At 46.0% G+C, this 17,856-nt stretch carries 15 protein-coding genes; 9 read left to right on the forward strand and 6 right to left on the reverse strand.

Annotated features, from left to right (window positions below; translation table 11 throughout):
• Positions 1 to 315 precede the first annotated feature (315 nt).
• From pyrH to QUB16_RS28385, 5 genes are all read left to right on the forward strand, one after another.
• The gene (pyrH, locus tag QUB16_RS28365) at positions 316 to 1,044 is read left to right on the forward strand and encodes a UMP kinase (RefSeq protein ID WP_333076369.1); all 729 of its coding nucleotides are present in this window, start codon (positions 316 to 318) and stop codon (positions 1,042 to 1,044) included.
• Complete coding sequence (gene frr, locus QUB16_RS28370; protein ID WP_333161226.1) at positions 1,031 to 1,579, forward strand: ribosome recycling factor; 549 nt, start codon at positions 1,031 to 1,033, stop codon at positions 1,577 to 1,579. Before pyrH ends, frr begins: the two co-directional genes overlap by 14 nt.
• 171 nt (positions 1,580 to 1,750) lie before the next feature.
• A complete protein-coding gene (locus QUB16_RS28375; RefSeq protein ID WP_333239457.1) occupies positions 1,751 to 2,011 on the forward strand; it encodes a hypothetical protein in 261 nt (86 codons plus the stop codon).
• Positions 2,012 to 2,261: 250 nt separating this feature from the next.
• Entirely contained in the window at positions 2,262 to 2,714 is a 453-nt protein-coding gene (locus QUB16_RS28380) for an NADAR family protein (protein WP_333321350.1), read from the forward strand.
• 370 nt (positions 2,715 to 3,084) lie between these two features.
• On the forward strand, positions 3,085 to 6,090 hold the full coding sequence (locus QUB16_RS28385; protein ID WP_333321351.1) for a GAF domain-containing protein: 3,006 nt from the start codon (positions 3,085 to 3,087) through the stop codon (positions 6,088 to 6,090).
• 72 nt (positions 6,091 to 6,162) lie between these two features.
• Here the strand turns inward: QUB16_RS28385 and QUB16_RS28390 are convergent, their stop codons facing one another.
• The 5 genes from QUB16_RS28390 to QUB16_RS28410 form a co-directional block, all read right to left on the reverse strand.
• A complete protein-coding gene (locus QUB16_RS28390; RefSeq protein WP_333321360.1) occupies positions 6,163 to 6,576 on the reverse strand; it encodes a DUF4276 family protein in 414 nt (137 codons plus the stop codon).
• A gap of 9 nt (positions 6,577 to 6,585) precedes the next feature.
• Positions 6,586 to 6,771: a hypothetical protein gene (locus QUB16_RS28395; RefSeq protein WP_333321352.1), complete on the reverse strand. Its 186-nt coding sequence runs from the start codon at positions 6,769 to 6,771 to the stop codon at positions 6,586 to 6,588.
• Positions 6,768 to 7,913 carry an AAA family ATPase gene (locus QUB16_RS28400; RefSeq protein ID WP_333321353.1) on the reverse strand — a complete coding sequence of 382 codons (1,146 nt, stop codon included), beginning with the start codon at positions 7,911 to 7,913 and terminating at the stop codon, positions 6,768 to 6,770. Before QUB16_RS28400 ends, QUB16_RS28395 begins: the two co-directional genes overlap by 4 nt.
• Before the next feature lie 461 nt (positions 7,914 to 8,374).
• Positions 8,375 to 9,151: a pentapeptide repeat-containing protein gene (locus tag QUB16_RS28405; RefSeq protein ID WP_333321354.1), complete on the reverse strand. Its 777-nt coding sequence runs from the start codon at positions 9,149 to 9,151 to the stop codon at positions 8,375 to 8,377.
• A 407-nt stretch (positions 9,152 to 9,558) separates the two neighbouring features.
• Complete coding sequence (locus QUB16_RS28410; protein WP_333321355.1) at positions 9,559 to 10,203, reverse strand: pentapeptide repeat-containing protein; 645 nt, start codon at positions 10,201 to 10,203, stop codon at positions 9,559 to 9,561.
• A gap of 1,089 nt (positions 10,204 to 11,292) precedes the next feature.
• Between QUB16_RS28410 and QUB16_RS28415 the strand changes: the two genes are divergently transcribed.
• The gene (locus tag QUB16_RS28415; protein ID WP_333321356.1) at positions 11,293 to 11,730 is read left to right on the forward strand and encodes a helix-turn-helix domain-containing protein; all 438 of its coding nucleotides are present in this window, start codon (positions 11,293 to 11,295) and stop codon (positions 11,728 to 11,730) included.
• A gap of 296 nt (positions 11,731 to 12,026) precedes the next feature.
• Here the strand turns inward: QUB16_RS28415 and QUB16_RS28420 are convergent, their stop codons facing one another.
• Positions 12,027 to 12,380, reverse strand: a complete 354-nt coding sequence (locus QUB16_RS28420) for a metal-sensitive transcriptional regulator (protein WP_333145411.1) — start codon at positions 12,378 to 12,380, stop codon at positions 12,027 to 12,029.
• A gap of 283 nt (positions 12,381 to 12,663) precedes the next feature.
• Here QUB16_RS28420 and QUB16_RS28425 point away from each other — a divergent pair, with 283 nt between their 5' ends.
• The 3 genes from QUB16_RS28425 to QUB16_RS28435 all read left to right on the forward strand — a co-directional run bounded on the left by QUB16_RS28425 (position 12,664) and on the right by QUB16_RS28435 (position 17,789).
• Complete coding sequence (locus QUB16_RS28425; protein ID WP_333321357.1) at positions 12,664 to 13,908, forward strand: HhoA/HhoB/HtrA family serine endopeptidase; 1,245 nt, start codon at positions 12,664 to 12,666, stop codon at positions 13,906 to 13,908.
• A 762-nt stretch (positions 13,909 to 14,670) separates the two neighbouring features.
• Positions 14,671 to 17,088, forward strand: coding sequence for an EF-hand domain-containing protein (locus QUB16_RS28430; RefSeq protein WP_333321358.1), 2,418 nt, complete (start codon positions 14,671 to 14,673; stop codon positions 17,086 to 17,088).
• Positions 17,089 to 17,474: 386 nt separating this feature from the next.
• Positions 17,475 to 17,789: a hypothetical protein gene (locus QUB16_RS28435; RefSeq protein WP_333321359.1), complete on the forward strand. Its 315-nt coding sequence runs from the start codon at positions 17,475 to 17,477 to the stop codon at positions 17,787 to 17,789.
• Positions 17,790 to 17,856: the final 67 nt, after the last annotated feature.

Below are 17,856 nucleotides of genomic sequence, written 5' to 3' on the forward strand. Positions count from 1 at the left end.
GTTCACCGGCGCATTCACAGAAAAAAAATAAATCCGGTTGTGGAACAGGCATCTTGCCTGTTCACCGGCGCATTCACAGAAAAAAAATAAATCCGGTTGTGGAACAGGCATCTTGCCTGTTCACCGGCGCATTCACTGAGAAAAAATAAATCCGGTTGTGGAACAGGCATCTTGCCTGTTCACCTAGCAGCCCGCGCCACAAACAAATTCTCTTGCAACACAAGCAGGCTGCCTGTTCCGGGCAATTGATGTTCAAAATGCACCCGTACTGCTATCTTATGGTGGAGGCAAAAAGAGTAAAAAAATAGTGGCGGCATGGGGATGGTATATCAGCGAGTTTTGCTGAAGCTCAGCGGTGAAGCGCTGATGGGTAGCTTGGGCTACGGCATCGATCCGATAGTGGTTCAGTCGATCGCCCAGGAAGTGGCCAAAGTCGTGTCCCAAGGCATTCAAATCGCGATTGTTGTCGGTGGCGGCAACATTTTTCGCGGGGTGAAAGCTGCTTCGGCAGGGATGGATCGGGCAACGGCTGATTATGTGGGCATGATTGCTACGGTGATGAATGCTATCACTTTGCAGGATGCCCTTGAACAAGCAGGAGTGCCAACGAGGGTGCAATCGGCGATCGCCATGCAAGAAGTAGCTGAACCCTACATCCGGCGGCGGGCGATTCGCCACCTAGAAAAAAAACGAGTAGTGATTTTTGGTGCCGGTTCTGGCAACCCTTTTTTTACTACTGATACTACAGCCGCTTTGCGGGCGGCTGAAATTGATGCAGAGGTGATTTTTAAAGCTACTAAGGTAGATGGGGTGTACGATTCCGACCCCCACCTCAACCCCAACGCGCGCAGGTATCAAACCCTCACCTATGCCCACGTCTTGAATCAAGATTTGCGGGTGATGGACAGTACGGCGATCGCCCTTTGCAAAGAAAATAATATTCCTATTATGGTATTTGACCTCTCGGTGTCGGGCAACATCTACCGAGCTGTAATGGGAGAATCTATTGGAACTCTTGTCGGAGGTTTTTGTGAAGTTAGCTGAAGCAGAAGATCATATGCAAAAGGCAGTTGAGGCTACTCAACGGTCTTTTAATACTATTCGGACGGGACGGGCAAACGCCTCCCTCCTCGATCGAGTCATGGTAGACTATTACGGCTCTCCAACTCCGATCAAATCCCTTGCCAACATCGGCACCCCGGATGCGACTACGATCACCATTCAACCGTTCGATCGCACAGCGCTTACCTCGATCGAAAAAGCAATTTCCCTGTCCGATGTAGGACTCGTTCCCAACAACGACGGTTCAGTTATTCGCTTGAACATTCCGCCGCTGACGAGCGACAGACGCCAAGAATTTGTCAAAATGGCAAGTAAGTTTGCTGAAGAAGGTAAAGTGGCAATTCGCAATATCCGCCGCGATGCCGTTGACTCGATTCGCAAGCAGGAAAAAAGCAGCGATATCTCTAAAGATGAATCCCGCGACTTGCAAGATAAAATTCAAAAGCTGACGGACAAGTACATTGCGAAAATAGAAGAAGTTCTGGCAGCCAAAGAGAAAGATATCACGACTGTTTAGGGAATGGGAAATTGGGCAGGGGGAATAGGAATAGTTTTGAGATTGCTCAGAGTCGGCCGCGAACAACGAGCACACGCTTAATGATTTGTGAGTTGTGAGTTAAAAACTCAAGATTTAACACTCATTAACTTACCAATTCCTCCTGCCCCATGACCAATCACCCATTACCAGTTGTCCGGTGAAGGAATTCGTCCTGCCATTTTTAGTGGATTTAAGGCTGCTGAGGCGATCGATCGAGCTCTTGGAGGTGCCGACGACGCTAAGGAGCCTTACACTCAATCGATCGCCCAAGAATGGAACACTCATCTGATTTGGGCCAGTCGCTTGGCTAGAGCATTCTATCAGTTTACAGGAGCTGCTTACAGAGCGGGCGTCAAATTGCCGATGACTACTCAGTTGATGAGCCAAATTTTGTGTGGCGAACTGCGTTAGGCCGATATCGCTAACCGCGCTCTTAAAAAGCTGATGCCGTTTTAGAACGAAGGAAGTTCAGCAACGGATTTAACGCATGGATTTTGAGGGAAGAAAAAAGAGAGAATCTTCTTAAATCCCAATTCCTTATTCTCAATTCCTCATTCCCAATAGCGGTAAGGTGCGCCCCTAAGCACCCTAGATAATTGGATTTTGCGTAAATCCTGTAAAATTTAAAATCTAAAATCTAAAATCTAAAATCTAAAATCAAATGATAATTTATTTTTATAAAGTAGAGGAGCCTTACGGCTGCTTTTCTAATTTTTCACTACACGACATTTGTCTGCACGGTCAATATTGGTTGACTGTGGAACATTACTATCAAGCCCAAAAATTTGTCAGCACTGATGAAAGATTAGTGGCGGCGATTCGATCCGTAGCAACTCCTCAAGAAGCCGCTAAATTAGGTCGCGATCCCAACCACCGGATTCGCGCTGATTGGGAAGCCGTGAAAATTCCCATTATGCGCGAAGCAGTTTTAACTAAGTTTCTCACTCATACAGACATTCAAGCTATTCTCCTCGCCACAGGGGATCGAGTCATTGTCGAGGATTCGCCAACGGATTACTACTGGGGGTGTGGCTGCGACCGAACCGGTCAAAATCATTTGGGTAAAATTCTGATGAGCGTGCGCCAAGAAATTAGTCAGGGCCTTGCGCGCTGATAGAAACTCAAATTCTTTCGTTAATTATCATTATATGAAGTTATACAACAAATGTCAAGTTATCCTAACAATGAATAATTTTCATAGTGAGAGTTTAAGATTGCGAGAAATTTATAAGAGCATTAAAATAATAATTACTATTTGCTTAAGTCGCTCTGCCTGTTGAAGGCAAGGATTAAACCGGCGCGATCGCAGATTTTACTTGCCCCAGCCCACCAGAGGCGATACACCGTCGTCTCTGACAAGTGCGCGACGGATTAATTGTACAGATCGGTTGAGTCAAAAACTCAGGGTGAGGCATTTGAGTTTAAACGCTCCAACAGCAGATCAAAACTTCTTATTATCATTGTATAAGTACAAAAGGAGATTTATGCAACTCAGAGAAAATACGCAAGAATTACATTATAAACTAGACAGAGAAGTTTTGATACGGCGGATAACAGAACGCATTCGCCAATCTCTAGAATTAGAAGATATTTTAACCAGTACGGTAGCAGAAGTGCGGTCTTTTTTGAAAACAGATCGCATTATGATTTACAGGTTTAGTGCCGACGGCAGTGGAGAAGTTGTTGCGGAGTCAATTAATAACAACCATCTCCCTTCCTTGAAAGGACTGCACTTTCCAGCAGACGACATTCCCGCGAGTGCCAGGGAGATGTATGTCACTTTGCGCCAGCGGACAATAATAGATGTTAACTCAGGGACGATCGTCCTGAGTCCCCTCGATGCAGCAGACACCGGTCAACCTTTAGTAAATGAAGAGATCCACTACAGATCGCTCGATCCTTGCCACACCGCTTACCTGATGGCAATGGGAGTGCAATCTTCCTTAGTCGTGCCGATTTTGCACCGCAGGAGTGCGTCGCCAAACAGCAAAACAGATATCTGCGATGCGGCGACGTGTCTGACTCGATACGAGCCAGGAAATAATCAAAAAATTCACATCGAACTGTGGGGACTTTTAGTGTCTCACCACTCCGCGCCCCTCAATATTTCACCAGCAGATTTAGAAGTAGTTCAGCTCGTATCAGATCAATTGTCTAGCGCTATAGCCCACGCCCTCCTCCTCCAGCAAACCCGCTCTCAAGCGGCCCGCGAAGCTACCGTGAGCCGCATAGCAGCCCTGTTGTATGGTCACGTCAACATTCAACTGCAACAGGGTTTAGAAGCCACCGTCACCGCTTTGGGCGGTAGCGGCGGCAGACTCTATCTCAACCAGCCGAAAATCAACGGTGAAAAGTTATCCGCTTCCAAGATTGAAGGAGGATTGCCAATTGCCCCGGCCCACAGTGATGCTACCTTTGAACTGTTCACAACAGGAGAACAACCGACACTTCCCAACTGGGAAAAAGTTAAGGCGATCGAAGCTCATCCCCTCTGGCAGGAATGGCTAACCAAAGGATTCAAAAATACTGAAGAACTTCCCAAATTTCCAATTTTTACTAATTCTCAATTACCTGTTGGGATAATTACAGACTTATACAAAGAACCTCTATTTAGAGTTTTAGTGCCCGCTTTCCAAGCTACTCAAATTCGGGGTTTGCTGGTAATTCCCCTCCACTACAAACAACAAGTAGTCGGCTGTTTAACCATTTTTCGCAATGCAATTGATACCGAAAAAATGTGGGCGGGCCGGTTTGACACCAGCGCTGAACAAACCCTTCCCAGACAATCCTTTGAACTCTGGCGAGAAATAAAAAAAGGTCAGTCGTCCGAGTGGAAGTACGAGGAAATCGAGCAAGCTTTAGCCATAGGCAGCCAATTTTGTTCGGCAATTGGGCAGTACGTTCTTAATAAAGAAGTGCAGACCCTGAATGCCAACTTGGAGCGCCAAGTTCAAGAACGCACCGCCCAATTGCAAAAATCCTTGGACTTTGCCAGAGTATTGACGCGAGTTAGAGACCAGATTCGCAGCACCTTAGATTTAAAAATCATACTGCAAACTATTGTGCGAGAAGTCAGAGTTTTGTTGGATACCGATCGCACGGTAATCTACCAATTTGCGGCAGACAAACAGGGCGAGGTAGTTGTCGAAGCTGTTTGCGGCCAGTGGCGGTCAATTTTAGGTATCAAATCTCCAGAAGGATGCTTTCCCGAAGGCTCAGACTGCTTTTATCGAGCCGGACGGGTGGGAGCAATTAATGATATTTATACTCATGATTTAACACCCTGTCACCGCGAATTTTTGGAAGATTTGCAGGTGAGAGGAAGTTTAATTGTGCCCATGATGGGCAAAGATTCGCAATTGTGGGGGTTGCTAATTGCCCATGAGTGTTCCGGGCCGAGAGTTTGGCAAACGGCAGAACAGGAATTGCTGCAACATTTAGCTGCTCAAGCTGCGATCGCCATTCACCAAGCAGAACTTTATCAAGAAAGTCTCAATGCAGCAACTGCCGATCGATTAAAAGCCGAACAGCTAGCTAAAACAGTCACAGAATTGCACAATACCCAAGCCCAACTGATTCAAACCGAAAAAATGTCCAGTCTCGGACAACTCCTGGCCGGAGTCGCCCACGAAATCAATAACCCCGTTAACTTTATCTACGGCAATCTCTCCCACGCCAGCGAATACACCAAAGATTTGCTCTGCTTGGTGGAACTCTACCGCCAGCACTACCCCAATCCCAACCCAGAAATTAGCGAGTGCTCCGAAGCCATCGACATCGAATTTCTTGCCGAAGATTTGCCAAAAATTTTGGGTTCCATGACAGTCGGAGTTGAGCGCATCCGCCAGTTAGTTGTATCTTTGCGTAATTTTTCCAGGAGCGATCAAACCGAGAAAAAAGCCGTTGACATTCACGAGGGCATCGACAGTACCCTGTTGATTTTGCAGCACCGGATCAAAGCCAATTCTGAGCACAACACCGTAGAAATCATTAAAGAATACGCCAATTTGCCCTTAGTAGAATGCTATGCCAGCTCGCTCAATCAGGTATTTATGAATCTGATCGGTAATGCCCTTGACGCCCTAGAAATGGGAAAAAAAGAGCGAGTTATGAATCTTCCCTTTCAAGCGGCAAGTGCAGCGGCGACGCATTTAAGCTCCCAAATACTGGCTATCGAGTCAGGAGATATAAATGCGACCACCGAGTGTTTGATTCCTGATTTCCCATCCCCTTGCATTCGGGTTCGCACCCAATTAATCGCTGAAAAAACGGTAGGAATTTGCATTGCGGACAATGGTCACGGCATCCCCAAAGAGTTAATCTCTCACATATTTAATCCGTTTTTTACTACTAAACCCGTAGGTCGGGGGACGGGTTTAGGACTTTCTATCAGTTACCAAATTGTAGTTGAGAAACACCAAGGCGTACTTAAATGTGTTTCTGTACCCGGTCATGGTACAGAGTTCTGGATCGAGATTCCCCTGAATTAGGTAGAACAACCTAAAAAACTGAACACCCACAGTCCCGACTTCTTTAAGAAGTCGGGGCTCTAACATCGGACATCAAGAAATTATTTTATCTTCATCGCAGAGAGAGATAATTCGATTCACAAAAGCTTTTAGCTCTGGACAAGCTTGAATCGCAATCATCAGATCGTTGTTTTTCAAAATAGCCATTCCATCAATCACTTTGTTATAGTCTTTTCCGCGTGTTCCAGAGCTAAAAATCTCCTTAATCAAATAAGAAGGTGGCTTTTGATGATTCACTGTTTCAGGCGAACCGCTAGGAGCAGAAAGATTGTGTTTCGCTAGCTTCTGGATAGTTGTCCAGTAGGGAAGAAGCCATGCTTCAAAATCATGTAATGCTGTGTGAGGATAGAATTTTGGGTTTTTATCTACCCATGTCATCATTTTCTCTTTAGCATCATTGGCATCTTTAAAGTCCGGCTTTCCGGTATAAACGTCTGTAAGTGCAATTACAGCATCCTAGCCATCATTATCGAGGAGAGTTTCAACTATTTTCTTGAGTTTCCCTTGCTTGGGAATTCCACCATGTTGTGGTTTAAAGTCTAGTCGGGGCATTTTTTGCTCTAAACGACTTTGCAGAAACTCATGAAGCTTCTTTCTAAATGCCATTTCAGTAGCACCTTCCACCAAAATAGCAATTCTCATGGACTGCCACCCATCACATTCATTTCCCAAACCTGGTCAAGACTGTAATCTTCTAACCATTTATCCAGGTTAAGAGTGTCAGCCCACCTCATTTTTGCCTCCCCTTCTTCCAAATCGCAGACCAAAATCTCGCTTGGATCGAGAAATCTGATGAGTCTATCTGAGTGTGTGGCAACTATCAGTTGAGTGTGTTTTGAAGCTTCTCTCATTAGATAAACTAAGTGTCTTAAGAGTTCCGGGTGTAGGCTAACTTCTGGTTCATCTAGCAACGTAATAGTTGTTAAAGTTTGACTTTGCAGGAGCGCAACCAACCAGAGGAAGCGCAGCGTTCCTTCTGATAGCTCATGGACATAGAAAGGCTGAGGAAAATTTCTATCTGTCCAAGTCATAGACATAGTTCCTGCGGCAACCGGAGGAAAGTTTAATCGCTCGAAATCTGGAAAGGCAGCAGAAATGATATTTTCAACCATTTCAAAACTGTCTCTATCGGTCTCCCGAAGGTCATAAAGACAGGAAACCAGGTTTTCACCGCTTGCTCCAGGCAACTTTGCAGGGCGCATTGCTTGAGGTAGACGGATGGGACTTTTCTCTGAAACATCGAGTGATCCATAATATGTGCAAGAAGCAAGGCTCTTTCTCAGGTTCTCAGGTTCGCGATACATTTTAGGAACTTGAGAAAGCGATGTTTCGAGAGGATTATGCTCCCAATTAGGTCTCAGAAGTTCACTGCCTTCTTGAAAATATTTAATATTCAACCCTTGTGATTCAATATACTTGAATTGTTCAGCTCTGTTGGGATTTCTCTGCTGTGTTAAAGATTCGTCTCTGACTTCATAGGACAAACCTTTGGGTGACAATGTTAAGCTGTACTTCAAAGGTTGTTCCTTTGGCACTTGCATTGAAATTTCAATTTCAAGTTCTTGTACTTTACCTCTTGTCAAAATTTCATTCAAGCCGCCTTTAAGTTGCAATAAATTCTGTAAATTTCCACTTGCTGAAGCGGCTAGTATTGAAAGAACATCTAAAAAAGAAGTTTTTCCTGCTCCGTTTGCACCAATCATGACGATGAGATTTCTCATCTCAAGCTCAATATTTTGAAGACGCCGAAAACCCCTTACTGATATATTTTCAAATCTATTCATACTACTAACCATCATTACTATCAATAGTTAAACTAGCCTAGACAGATAGATCCAGACTAGGCTAAGTATACCTGCCTTACAGACATTAGGGGTTTAGTAAAGCCAGATGGGTGTATGAAACGCTCTACATCGCTTGGGTTGGCGCAGCATGAAAAGTCGTTGGAGCAGGCCGTTCACAAGTCTTTAACTACCAGCCGGGAAGTCGCGGGCGTATATTTAGAGGGGATTAATCAGAGCGCTGGGCCCCGTACCCCGTTGGGAATTACGCCCGCGTGATGAAAGGCTCGTCGGGTGTAGGTACCGAAACCGACAATTATTCTTTTATACCCCTTTATGCTGTGGAAATACTCTGATACTATATTAGCAAGTGGGGGTGGAACTACCTCACTATAAAAAGCATGAGAAAAAAAAGGAAAAAGAAGCCTGCAGTCTAACTGTACTCAGTTGACCGTCAGGTTTGTTCACGGCAAGATTAGCTTCACCAGCACAGAACCGATCGACCCCAGAAGACTCATAAAGTCGCCGCGGCTGGAAGTGCGGGGTTCCGTAGGCTTTTGGCGTGCCACAATGGCTTCGCCTAACTGCTTTGACAACTCCTGACCTTGGGGATTTCCTTGCTCTGCAAAGAGTTTGTTTGCTATTGCAGCGTCTTGAGTCGCGCCGCCGAAGTCTCCCAAGTCAGCGCGAGACATACTGCGCGCAAAATAAACGGCTGCTAAATCCGATTTCAGATTCAGGGCTTGATTGTAATAATCAATGGCGTTTCTGTAGTTTCCTGCTTGAGCTTCCAGCACTCCCAACCGGTAGAAGTCTTCAGCGGTGCCGATATTGGTTGGCATTCCTCTAACTCCGAGCAGTTGCGCGTTAGTTAAATTCGCGTTGAGCAAATTGGCGTCGCTGAGATAGGCACTTCTCAAGTCAGCACCGCTGAGGTTGGCACCGGTGAGGTTCGCCCCGGTCAGGTTGACGCCAAACAGGCTGGTGCCGCTGAGGTTGGCACCGCTGAGGTCAGCCCCGGTGAGGTTGGCTCGGCTGAGGTTAGCCAACCTCAAGTCAGCACCTTTGAGATTGGCTCCGGTTAGGTTGGCTAAAACCAAGCCAGCACTGCTGAGGTCGCAGTTGGGGCACTGTCGGGTGGCTAGTAATTGTTGCGTGTGTTGGATGTTCTCGGCGGCGGCAGGAGCGATCGGGGCGATCGCGCTCAGCAGCGTTGCAGCAGCGAGGATTCTGAGTTTCATTTTAACCGTCCCAAATCCAAAATATTAAATCTAAAATAGCTTTTATCGAAGCAATTGAAAATCACCATAACACAAGTTCACCCAACAAATCTTTTGACTTGCCCTATGTAGGAGTTCTGTGCGCCATCAGCTCCCTACATTGAAGTTCTCGGCCTTACCTGAGTGTCAATCGATTTTAGATTTTAGATTTTAGATTTTAGAATTGAATCATTGACTTGCGCGAGATAAATACGTTCGGCAAGTTTCATGGGATACAGGTTTTTTATTTCTGGACGGATGAATCACGTGGCGGGTATCATGGATGCTTGATTGTCAAATAAAGATTTCGTTGCCCATAAATTAGGGTAATGAAAAGCTCATTACCCTTTAGCCGCTGTTCTCGGCAACCATAAAAATTAAGAAATAAATTAGTCGTGAATCGTGCCGTCGGGCATCGTTGTACCCTTAAGATATACTCCGCTCAGGTTGACTTTTGTGAGGTTTGCTCCCAACAGGTTGGCTCCGCTTAAGTCTGACGCACTTAAAATCGCTTCAGTCAAGTCTGCCCTAATTAGACTCGCTCCCATTAAGTCGGCTCCGCTAAGGTCTACTTTACTCAAGTTTGCCCCAATTAAATCGCATTCTGTGAGCACCGCCCTACGCAAGTTTACTCCGTAAAAATTTACTCCGTGCAAGTCTGCACGGCTGAGTGTTGCCCGAGATATGTTGGCTCCAATTAAAGTTGCTTGGATCAGGGAAGCTCCGCTCAAGTCTGCTTTGCTGAGATTTGCTCCCATCAACTCAGCTCGATGCAGGTTAGCTTCAACTAACAGTGCTTCTGTGAGGTCGGCTCCACCTAAGTCTGCTCTGCTCAAATCAATCTTGCACAAATTGGCTTTGCCAAAGTTGACTCTATTGAGTTTGGCTTTGCTGAGATTGGCTCCAATCAGGTCGGCTTCATACAGATTGGCTCCAATCAATTCTGCTTCGTAGAGGTAGACCTCGTGCAGGTAGACCCCGCTAAAATTTCTTTCTCCTATGGCATATAGCTTGAGCAGTTCGTCAACGTTCATTGTGGCTTCTCTACACCTTTTAAATGAAGAATACTGTCAGCAAGCTGGTTGCACCGGATGTTCTGCAGTTTTAGATTCTGAAATATTCACACCCAGCCTGAAACTTCCCTCAATCTGCAAGGTTTGAGTATAAATTAGATGGTTTGGTGAGGGTGAAGGACAAAGCTGCATTCTCTTTTTCCTTTGATTGACAATTAATATTTAAAAATTTTAACAACAAGTTCGATCGCACTTCCTAACTAAATCCCAAAGATTCTACGTGGAAACTCCGATCGAACCCATAACTTTTTATGGGTAGTTGAGCTTACTGAGTAGCAATGTGACCAGGATCACAAAAAAATGCTAGTAGGATCACATAGGAACTCCGCTTTCGATCACAGCAGGCGGGCAAAAATAGCCGATACTTATACTGTAATGCTGAGAAATTGACAATACCACCCTCGTCGTGTTTTACTCAATTGGCGATAAAGCCAGTAGTTTCACGGATACTTGCCCGCTTGCTGTGAAAGTCGGTTGCAACGTCACTCGGCGCTAGCCGCTCCGGGTAATGAGAGTGTTGATGTATCAATATTTCTCGCACAGCGAAAGCCAGAAATGCACTTCGGGGACGAGGGGAATGTCTGTATAAAAATGCGATCGCTGGTGTACAGACATTCGCCTGTTTGCTAGCACCTAATGACTAAAAATCGCCCATACGTTCGCAAAAATTACCAAGAGATACCAGGAAAACCATGATAGATGTTTAACAAGAAGAGAATAAATGGTATTCCTTAAGAGTCACCTATTGCCGCTAATCTTAGAGTCGATCGGTTAACGGCTATCAGTATTAGCAATGACGCTTGTCCATCAAATACAAAACTGACCCAGAAACCGGGTTTTTTACCAAAAAAAATCGTTGCAACCTTGCTCCAGGTTAAAATAACCCGGTTTCTGAGGGTCTGAGTGCCTCCAGGAAGGAAAAAGTTTAATGAGAACGATCGCTTTTGTATTGCTTCAGGGCAAACAAAAGGTCAGCATTTAGGATGGGAGCAGCTTTTGCTCCATTGTCAAACAAAGGTATTGTAGAACGCTAATCGTGAGGTAATTGATATGGCTGGAGTATGTAAACTTAGCATCACAGAGACAATTGAAGAACTAAAAAACCTGTTAAACGAACAAAAAACAGCAAGTGGCTTTCAAAAAATTCAAGCACTTTACCTGTTCAAAATTTGTCATGTTAAGACAGTTAAAGAATTGGCAATGACGATCGGGGTAAATCGAATTACAGTGCAGCGGTGGCTGAGAAAGTACCGATCTGACGGACTCGAAGGACTCCTCGAAACAAAGCACAGCGGCGGCCGCAAGCCGGCCATCCCTCCTCTGGCCCGCGCTAGTTTGGCAATGCGCCTCAGCGACCCCCAGGAAGGCTTTAAAAGCTATGGAGAGATTCAAGAGTGGTTGCAGCAGGAATACAGCATTGAAGCTTCCTATAAAGCGGTTTACGCAACAGTCAGATACCACCTAAAAGCCAAGCTGACCAAAGTCTAGACAGTTCATACCACGTCGGATTAAGCACCGATTATCTAATTGTTTGCCGTCAGCTTGTGAAGATTTTGAGGAGTTGCGTCGTCACGACAAACCTGACTAATTGTTTTTTTACAAAACTCGCTCTCATAAACTGCGGAGCATATAAATTGTATGTTGTGGCAATGGGGTGAAGGGGAGAAGATTTGATGCTTTTCCCCTGTTTGTGAAAAATGCTTAAAAAATTGGTTAGACAGCATAACTTGCAAGTTTTGTCTAATTTGCAGCTTTGGTGATAGAAATGTGAAAATAGGCAGCGGCTAAGGCAAAAACCGATCCAAAGCCGCTTTCAACTCTTCGATTTCCGTATCAATATTACCTTCTTTAGCGGCTCTGGCAATGCACTCAGTTAAGTGTTCGTCAAGAATGATTCTCGCTACGCGATCGAGCGCGCCTCGAACTGCAGCAACTTGCACGAGAACTTCGGGACAGGGACGGTTTTCTTGCACCATTGTTTTAATGCCGCGGACGTGTCCCTCAATCCGAGACAAGCGATTTACCAGCCGCCGCCTCGATTCTTCATCGTGATGGTGAGGGTGGGCTGATTCAGCATCGTGATGGTGGTGGGAATTTGAGGGCAAGGATTTGTCAGTAGAAGTATCAGATAGAATCATCGGGGTTATACCATTTTAGATTTTAGATTTTAGATTTTAGATTGGGAATGAGTGATTTGGTAATGGTTGGGCCCAGGGGCCTAGAGTTGCATTCTTTTTTTGAAACTGGTATTACGAGGGAAATTTAAAAGTTAGAATTCAGAATATGTTGAGTTGGTGCGGGCTAGTGACTCATGTATTGTAACTGTAAAAATATATTTAGGACCTTCATAGTGGCAGATTATTGAGTCCGCACGATCGCACACCCTTACCAGACTAACCCAGACTAACAAAGATTGACGCTATGCGACTATTTAAGTTTTTTCGCCCCACCCCTCGAATCGGTGATCGTTGGTTCGCCGTAATTTTAGGAATGACGATCGCCCTGAGTGCTTCAGTCATCAATGCTGCACCCGCTGTCGCCGCTGACGGCCAAAATCCGCCCAACTTACAGTTACAGAGTTCCCCAGCCACCGCCGCGAATCCGCAACTGTTAGCGCTGCGGAGCCCGGAACTCCCGGCGGATACCGGCAGTTTTGTAACGGCGGCAGTCGATCGAGTCGGGCCGGCCGTTGTCCGCATTGATACCGAGCGCACCGTCAGTCGCAACCTCGACCCCTTAATGGAAGACCCCTTCTTCCGCAGATTTTTGGGAGAAGATTTACGCAGCCTGACCCCCAGACAAGAACGGTTGCGCGGTCAAGGTTCCGGCTTCATTATTGACAAAAGCGGGATTGTTTTAACCAACGCTCACGTAGTTGACAAAGCCGATCGAGTGACAGTCACCTTAAACGACGGCAGAACATTTCCAGGAGAAGTGCAAGGTACTGACGAAGTAACAGATTTGGCTGTTGTCAAAATTAATACCAAGCAATTAAACCTGCCGACGGCCACCTTGGGAGATTCCGACGCGGTAAAAGTGGGAGATTGGGCGATCGCCGTGGGGAACCCCCTGGGATTTGACAACACCGTCACTTTAGGCATTATCAGCACCCTCAAACGCTCCAGTGCAGCCGTCGGCATTCCCGACAAGCGGCTCGATTTCATTCAAACCGACGCCGCCATCAATCCCGGCAATTCCGGCGGCCCGCTGTTAAACAGCAGAGGAGAAGTGATTGGCATCAACACGGCGATTCGAGCTGATGCAATGGGTATTGGGTTTGCGATTCCGATCGACAAAGCCAAGGCCATCTACGCGCAGTTAGCCAAGGGAGAACAAGTCAGCCATCCGTTTTTGGGGATTCAGATGATTGCTTTGACTCCTGAAATGGCCAGAGAGAATAATTCTGACCCCAATGCTCCTTTGATTGTGCCGGAAGTCCAAGGGGTGTTAGTGATGCGAGTTGTGCCAAATACGCCTGCTGAGGAAGCAGGGATTCGCAAGGGGGATGTCATCGTTCAAATTGACGGCGAGGGAGTGACTGAACCCGAACAGTTGCAAAATTTGGTGGAAAACAGCCAAATCGGTCAAATTCTAAAACTGAAGGTGCGCCGCGGTGCCCAGATTAAAGAAGTTCCTGTTCAAACTGCTCAACTGAGGGATTTTTAACTAGAAGGGGAAGGGGGGAAATCGTTAAAACCCCCTCCTCGACTCGATCGCGTGCTGGGCATAAAATTTATTCACAAATGAAATAGGATTGCTATCATAAATGATTTAAATTAACTCAAATATGACCTAATATTGCGTCTACTTTTAACTCAAATCCTGATGCAAAAGGCGATCGCCCTTCAGTCTAGATATCGCACGAGAACCGCTTCAGCTCAAATCCGCGCTTCATCGGAATTACCCAGTTGAGTCAAGTGGCAATCATATGTATCTTCGATATATCAGCGCAATTTTGAGTTTATCGACTCACAGTTAACTTTCCAGTGTCAACAATAAAAACTCTTGAGTGACTTAAATACGGATGGCTTTCTAAGGATCGCGAATTAAATAACTTACAATTTTAATTGTTATTGTGGGATGGGCGTCCCGCCCATCCCACAGACTTGTGGAAGTTATTTAATTCTCATTCCTAACTATTTAATTTACCAACTAAAACGCCCAATCATTGCGATAACCCTGGCAACTATGCAGAGTTATAGTATCATTTGTAACAGTTTCGTAATTCATCAGGAATTAAAGTAAGTGGGTTCAAATAAACATTACATGATAGGCAGAGTTTTGCACTCATCACATCTCTCTTAGTATATATTCTAGGCTAAGCCAGCCCCTACAAAAGCTTACAAAATATTATTGTTTTTTGGCGATCGCCTACTTATATTAGCCATAATTAATAGACATAAAATAAAAAATTAGGGAGAATTTAGTATGACATCTGTGGATATTGAAAAAAAAGCCATGACTGAAGAAGAGGAGGCAAAGTTATGGGAAGTGTTCAAAGTATTGGACGCGGACGGGAGCGGTGCTATTTCATCAGAAGAACTGGGTCAAGTGATGCGATCGCTAGGCCAGAGTCCTAACGAAACCGAGCTGCGCGACACGATCGAGGAAGTGGACTTAGACAACTCTGGCAGTATCGATTTTGAGGAATTCAAAAGGCTGATGGTGTCCCAGCAAGGCGATCGCCAGAGTCGTCTCAAAATGGCATTTAGTGTATTGGATGAGGATGGTAGCGGTCAAATCACTAAAAACGAGATGCAGGATGTGATGAGCGAGTTTGGGCTGACAGAGCCAGAGCTCGATGAGATCATCGAAGAGGCAGACCGTGACGGCAATGCCTTAATTGACTTTGAGGAATTCTGCACACTGGTACCCGGTGAGTCAGAGATCGCAACAGGAGATCGAGACTTGCCGATTCCGGTTGTCAGTACACAAACCACCGAGATTTCAGATAGTACAGCCGCTGCGCTCGAAAGTATAGCAACTGCTGTCAACGAGGCAGCTTCTGCCACTATTGAACCTAATCTAGAAGATATACAAGAACCACCCACCGGTTGCAATCGAGAAATAGCGCGGCTAAAAGAACTACTAGCCCAACACCCGCAAGCCCAGAAGAAGCGCGGTACGTCTCGCTTGGAGATGCAGATTGGTTTGTTTCGTCTGATCCAGGGAGCAGCCTACCGCAGCTTCCGCGAGAGTTTCTGTGCCAACCACGAGACTCACCTGTGCGTGAGAGACTTGCCATACAAAATTGCTGATTTTGTGCGATTTGTCAGGAGTGTGATCGGGCTTTATAAAGGATTGGGTGTAGTAGAGCCGGCGTGCCACCCTCTACTGGATGCAGTAGTTAAATCGGTGGAAGATGAATATGCCCGACTAGAGGATCGGATCAAGAACTGGAAAACCATAGAAAAAACTCCAGAAATGTTGGCCGAAGAACAAGCCATGTTGCAGGCGCGGGATAAGTCTGCCACCGCCAAGGAGAAGTTTGGGGCGGCAGTCGAGTTGGCAATGACCATCAAAAAGGATAGTCTCAACTTGCGTGACATTGCCGAGGGTGTGCTTGCCATCAACGAACTCAACCGACTGCGAAACCTGGAGCTGAGTGAGAGCATGGCAGCGCCACCAGCCAAATCCGAGGGAGATCCCAAAGAGTACCTGAAGAAGTGGAACCGCGTCATCCTGTCGGAGGCATTAGAGCAAATAGATGGTGCGATGATGCCACTAGCATATTGGTATGAAGACTTTATGCCGAAGTTGCTGGCTGCCTTCAGCGTCATTACCGAAGCAGATATTCCCTTCAACACGGTGCCTGACGAAGCAGCTTTAAACGAGTGGTACGAAGCGACTAAAACGTCAGGGGAATTTGGGCGCTATGGGGCGGATGTTGCAGAAGGCTTTCCCAAATGCGCTCCAAAACAGAAGCTGATGCTTCAACAGGCATGGCGCTTGACGCACCACTACCTCAATGGGATACAGAAACGGCGCGAACGCTTAGAGTCTGGGCGCGAGTCTGGCGAACTCTCGCAATATGTGGCGTTCATCGATGTGTATATCGATCGCACTGAAGTAAAGAATTCACAAATGCGGGTCAGCTTCCCTTACTATATTGGCCCTGCGGTGTGGCGTTTCTTGCACACTACGGCTGAGATAGTCTCTACCAAGACTCCCGAACAGCAAAAAACTCTGGTGGCCATCTTCAAACACTTCTTCAACCTGTTTGCCAGTATGTATCCCTGCCCCTACTGCCGCCACCACCTCAACGCCTACGTCGTGCAGAATAAGGAGGTGGAAATTTACCCTGTGGAGTACCTCGTGCTTGGGCGCGACCCGCGTCTGAATAGCTTTGAGGTATCAATGGAGGCAAAGCTGTCCACCGTAGTAGATGGCCCTTCTCTGCGCTTATTCTTCTGGAAGTTGCACAACACTGTCTCCTCATCAATTGCGCGATCGGAAGAGTGGTATCAAAAGGATGAGGAAGCATTCTACACTACCCGTTATTGGCCCAGCATTGACTCTGAGCTAGCACAAGCCAAAGCCCTCAAACAAATCAGCATTGCCACCGATCGGATCTACCGCCTCTACACTATACTCAAGCCCGCAGCACGGCTGACAGGGGTGAGAGCAATATTGCATAAGCTGTTGGATAAGAAGGATGAGGAAGGAATCAAGGAGGTATGCTTAGTTGCTCAAGATTACATCCAGGAGTTGGACGAGGCGATCGTCACCGGACAATTCCTACAAGAGACATACTACTTTGACCCAGGCCTTGTGGATGAACCTCCTGTATTCACTCCTGAAGAAGAGGAGTTTGCTCGCAGCGGTGTGTTCGTTGAGGCTATTTGAATATGAGTCAGTAAAAAGTTAAGTTTTTAAGCTTAACTCACATCTTGCACCATTCTCTATTACTTGTTTAGGAACAGGCTTTTCGGCCTGTTCCACAAGAAGACTCATTCTTTGTGGAACGGGCCGGAGAGCCCGCAAGATGCCTGTTCCACGAGAAAACTCATTCTTTGTGGAACGGGCCGGAGAGCCGTTCTGGACAATGGTGCAAGATATCAGTTAACTTTTTACGCCTTCAAATATATAGATAGCCATACTCCAGGAGTTCGGTACGGGAAAAACCGCGATCGTGTTATGGCAAACGCTTTCGTCGGTTATGGCATAAACTGAGAATAGTCTCTTTTGTTGCGGAGCGATCGTCTTCTGCAAGCTTCGCTAACGCACGACTTATGCTTCTTGCCTATCCCAAAATTCCAGATAGTAAAAATTGCCCTTACGAACAATGTGTAGCTTTTGAGAAGTACGATGGCACTAATTTGCATTGGGTTTGGGAAGTTGAACTTGGTTGGTATGCTTGTGGTACGCGCCGCAGTAGATTTGATTTGGATGAGATGGGAATTGCAGCATTTAATGCTGCACATCCAGGTTTAGAAGAAGCACCGGAAATATTTAAAAGAGACTTTGCTAGTCCCTTAGAGTCTATATTTCGAGAGAACGAACAGTATCACTGCCCTGAAATTACTGTGTTTAGGAACGCGAATTAAATAACTTACAATTTTAATTGTTATTGTGGGATGGGCGTCCCGCCCGTCCTTTTTGGACGGGCGGGAC

It is taken from the genome of Microcoleus sp. D3_18a_C4 (assembly GCF_036702415.1).
Lineage (GTDB): Bacteria > Cyanobacteriota > Cyanobacteriia > Cyanobacteriales > Microcoleaceae > Microcoleus.

Bases quoted from the DNA above. Each gene is read 5' to 3' on its own strand.
- QUB16_RS28430 (WP_333321358.1), top strand. From the start codon at position 14,671: ATGACATCTGTGGATATTGAAAAAAAAGCCATGACTGAAGAAGAGGAG.
- QUB16_RS28400 (WP_333321353.1), bottom strand. From the start codon at position 7,913: ATGAATAGATTTGAAAATATATCAGTAAGGGGTTTTCGGCGTCTTCAA.
- QUB16_RS28385 (WP_333321351.1), top strand. From the start codon at position 3,085: ATGCAACTCAGAGAAAATACGCAAGAATTACATTATAAACTAGACAGA.
- QUB16_RS28435 (WP_333321359.1), top strand. From the start codon at position 17,475: ATGCTTCTTGCCTATCCCAAAATTCCAGATAGTAAAAATTGCCCTTAC.
- QUB16_RS28420 (WP_333145411.1), bottom strand. From the start codon at position 12,380: ATGATTCTATCTGATACTTCTACTGACAAATCCTTGCCCTCAAATTCC.
- QUB16_RS28395 (WP_333321352.1), bottom strand. From the start codon at position 6,771: ATGAGAATTGCTATTTTGGTGGAAGGTGCTACTGAAATGGCATTTAGA.
- QUB16_RS28415 (WP_333321356.1), top strand. From the start codon at position 11,293: ATGGCTGGAGTATGTAAACTTAGCATCACAGAGACAATTGAAGAACTA.
- QUB16_RS28410 (WP_333321355.1), bottom strand. From the start codon at position 10,203: ATGAACGTTGACGAACTGCTCAAGCTATATGCCATAGGAGAAAGAAAT.
- pyrH (WP_333076369.1), top strand. From the start codon at position 316: ATGGGGATGGTATATCAGCGAGTTTTGCTGAAGCTCAGCGGTGAAGCG.
- QUB16_RS28405 (WP_333321354.1), bottom strand. From the start codon at position 9,151: ATGAAACTCAGAATCCTCGCTGCTGCAACGCTGCTGAGCGCGATCGCC.
- QUB16_RS28425 (WP_333321357.1), top strand. From the start codon at position 12,664: ATGCGACTATTTAAGTTTTTTCGCCCCACCCCTCGAATCGGTGATCGT.
- QUB16_RS28380 (WP_333321350.1), top strand. From the start codon at position 2,262: ATGATAATTTATTTTTATAAAGTAGAGGAGCCTTACGGCTGCTTTTCT.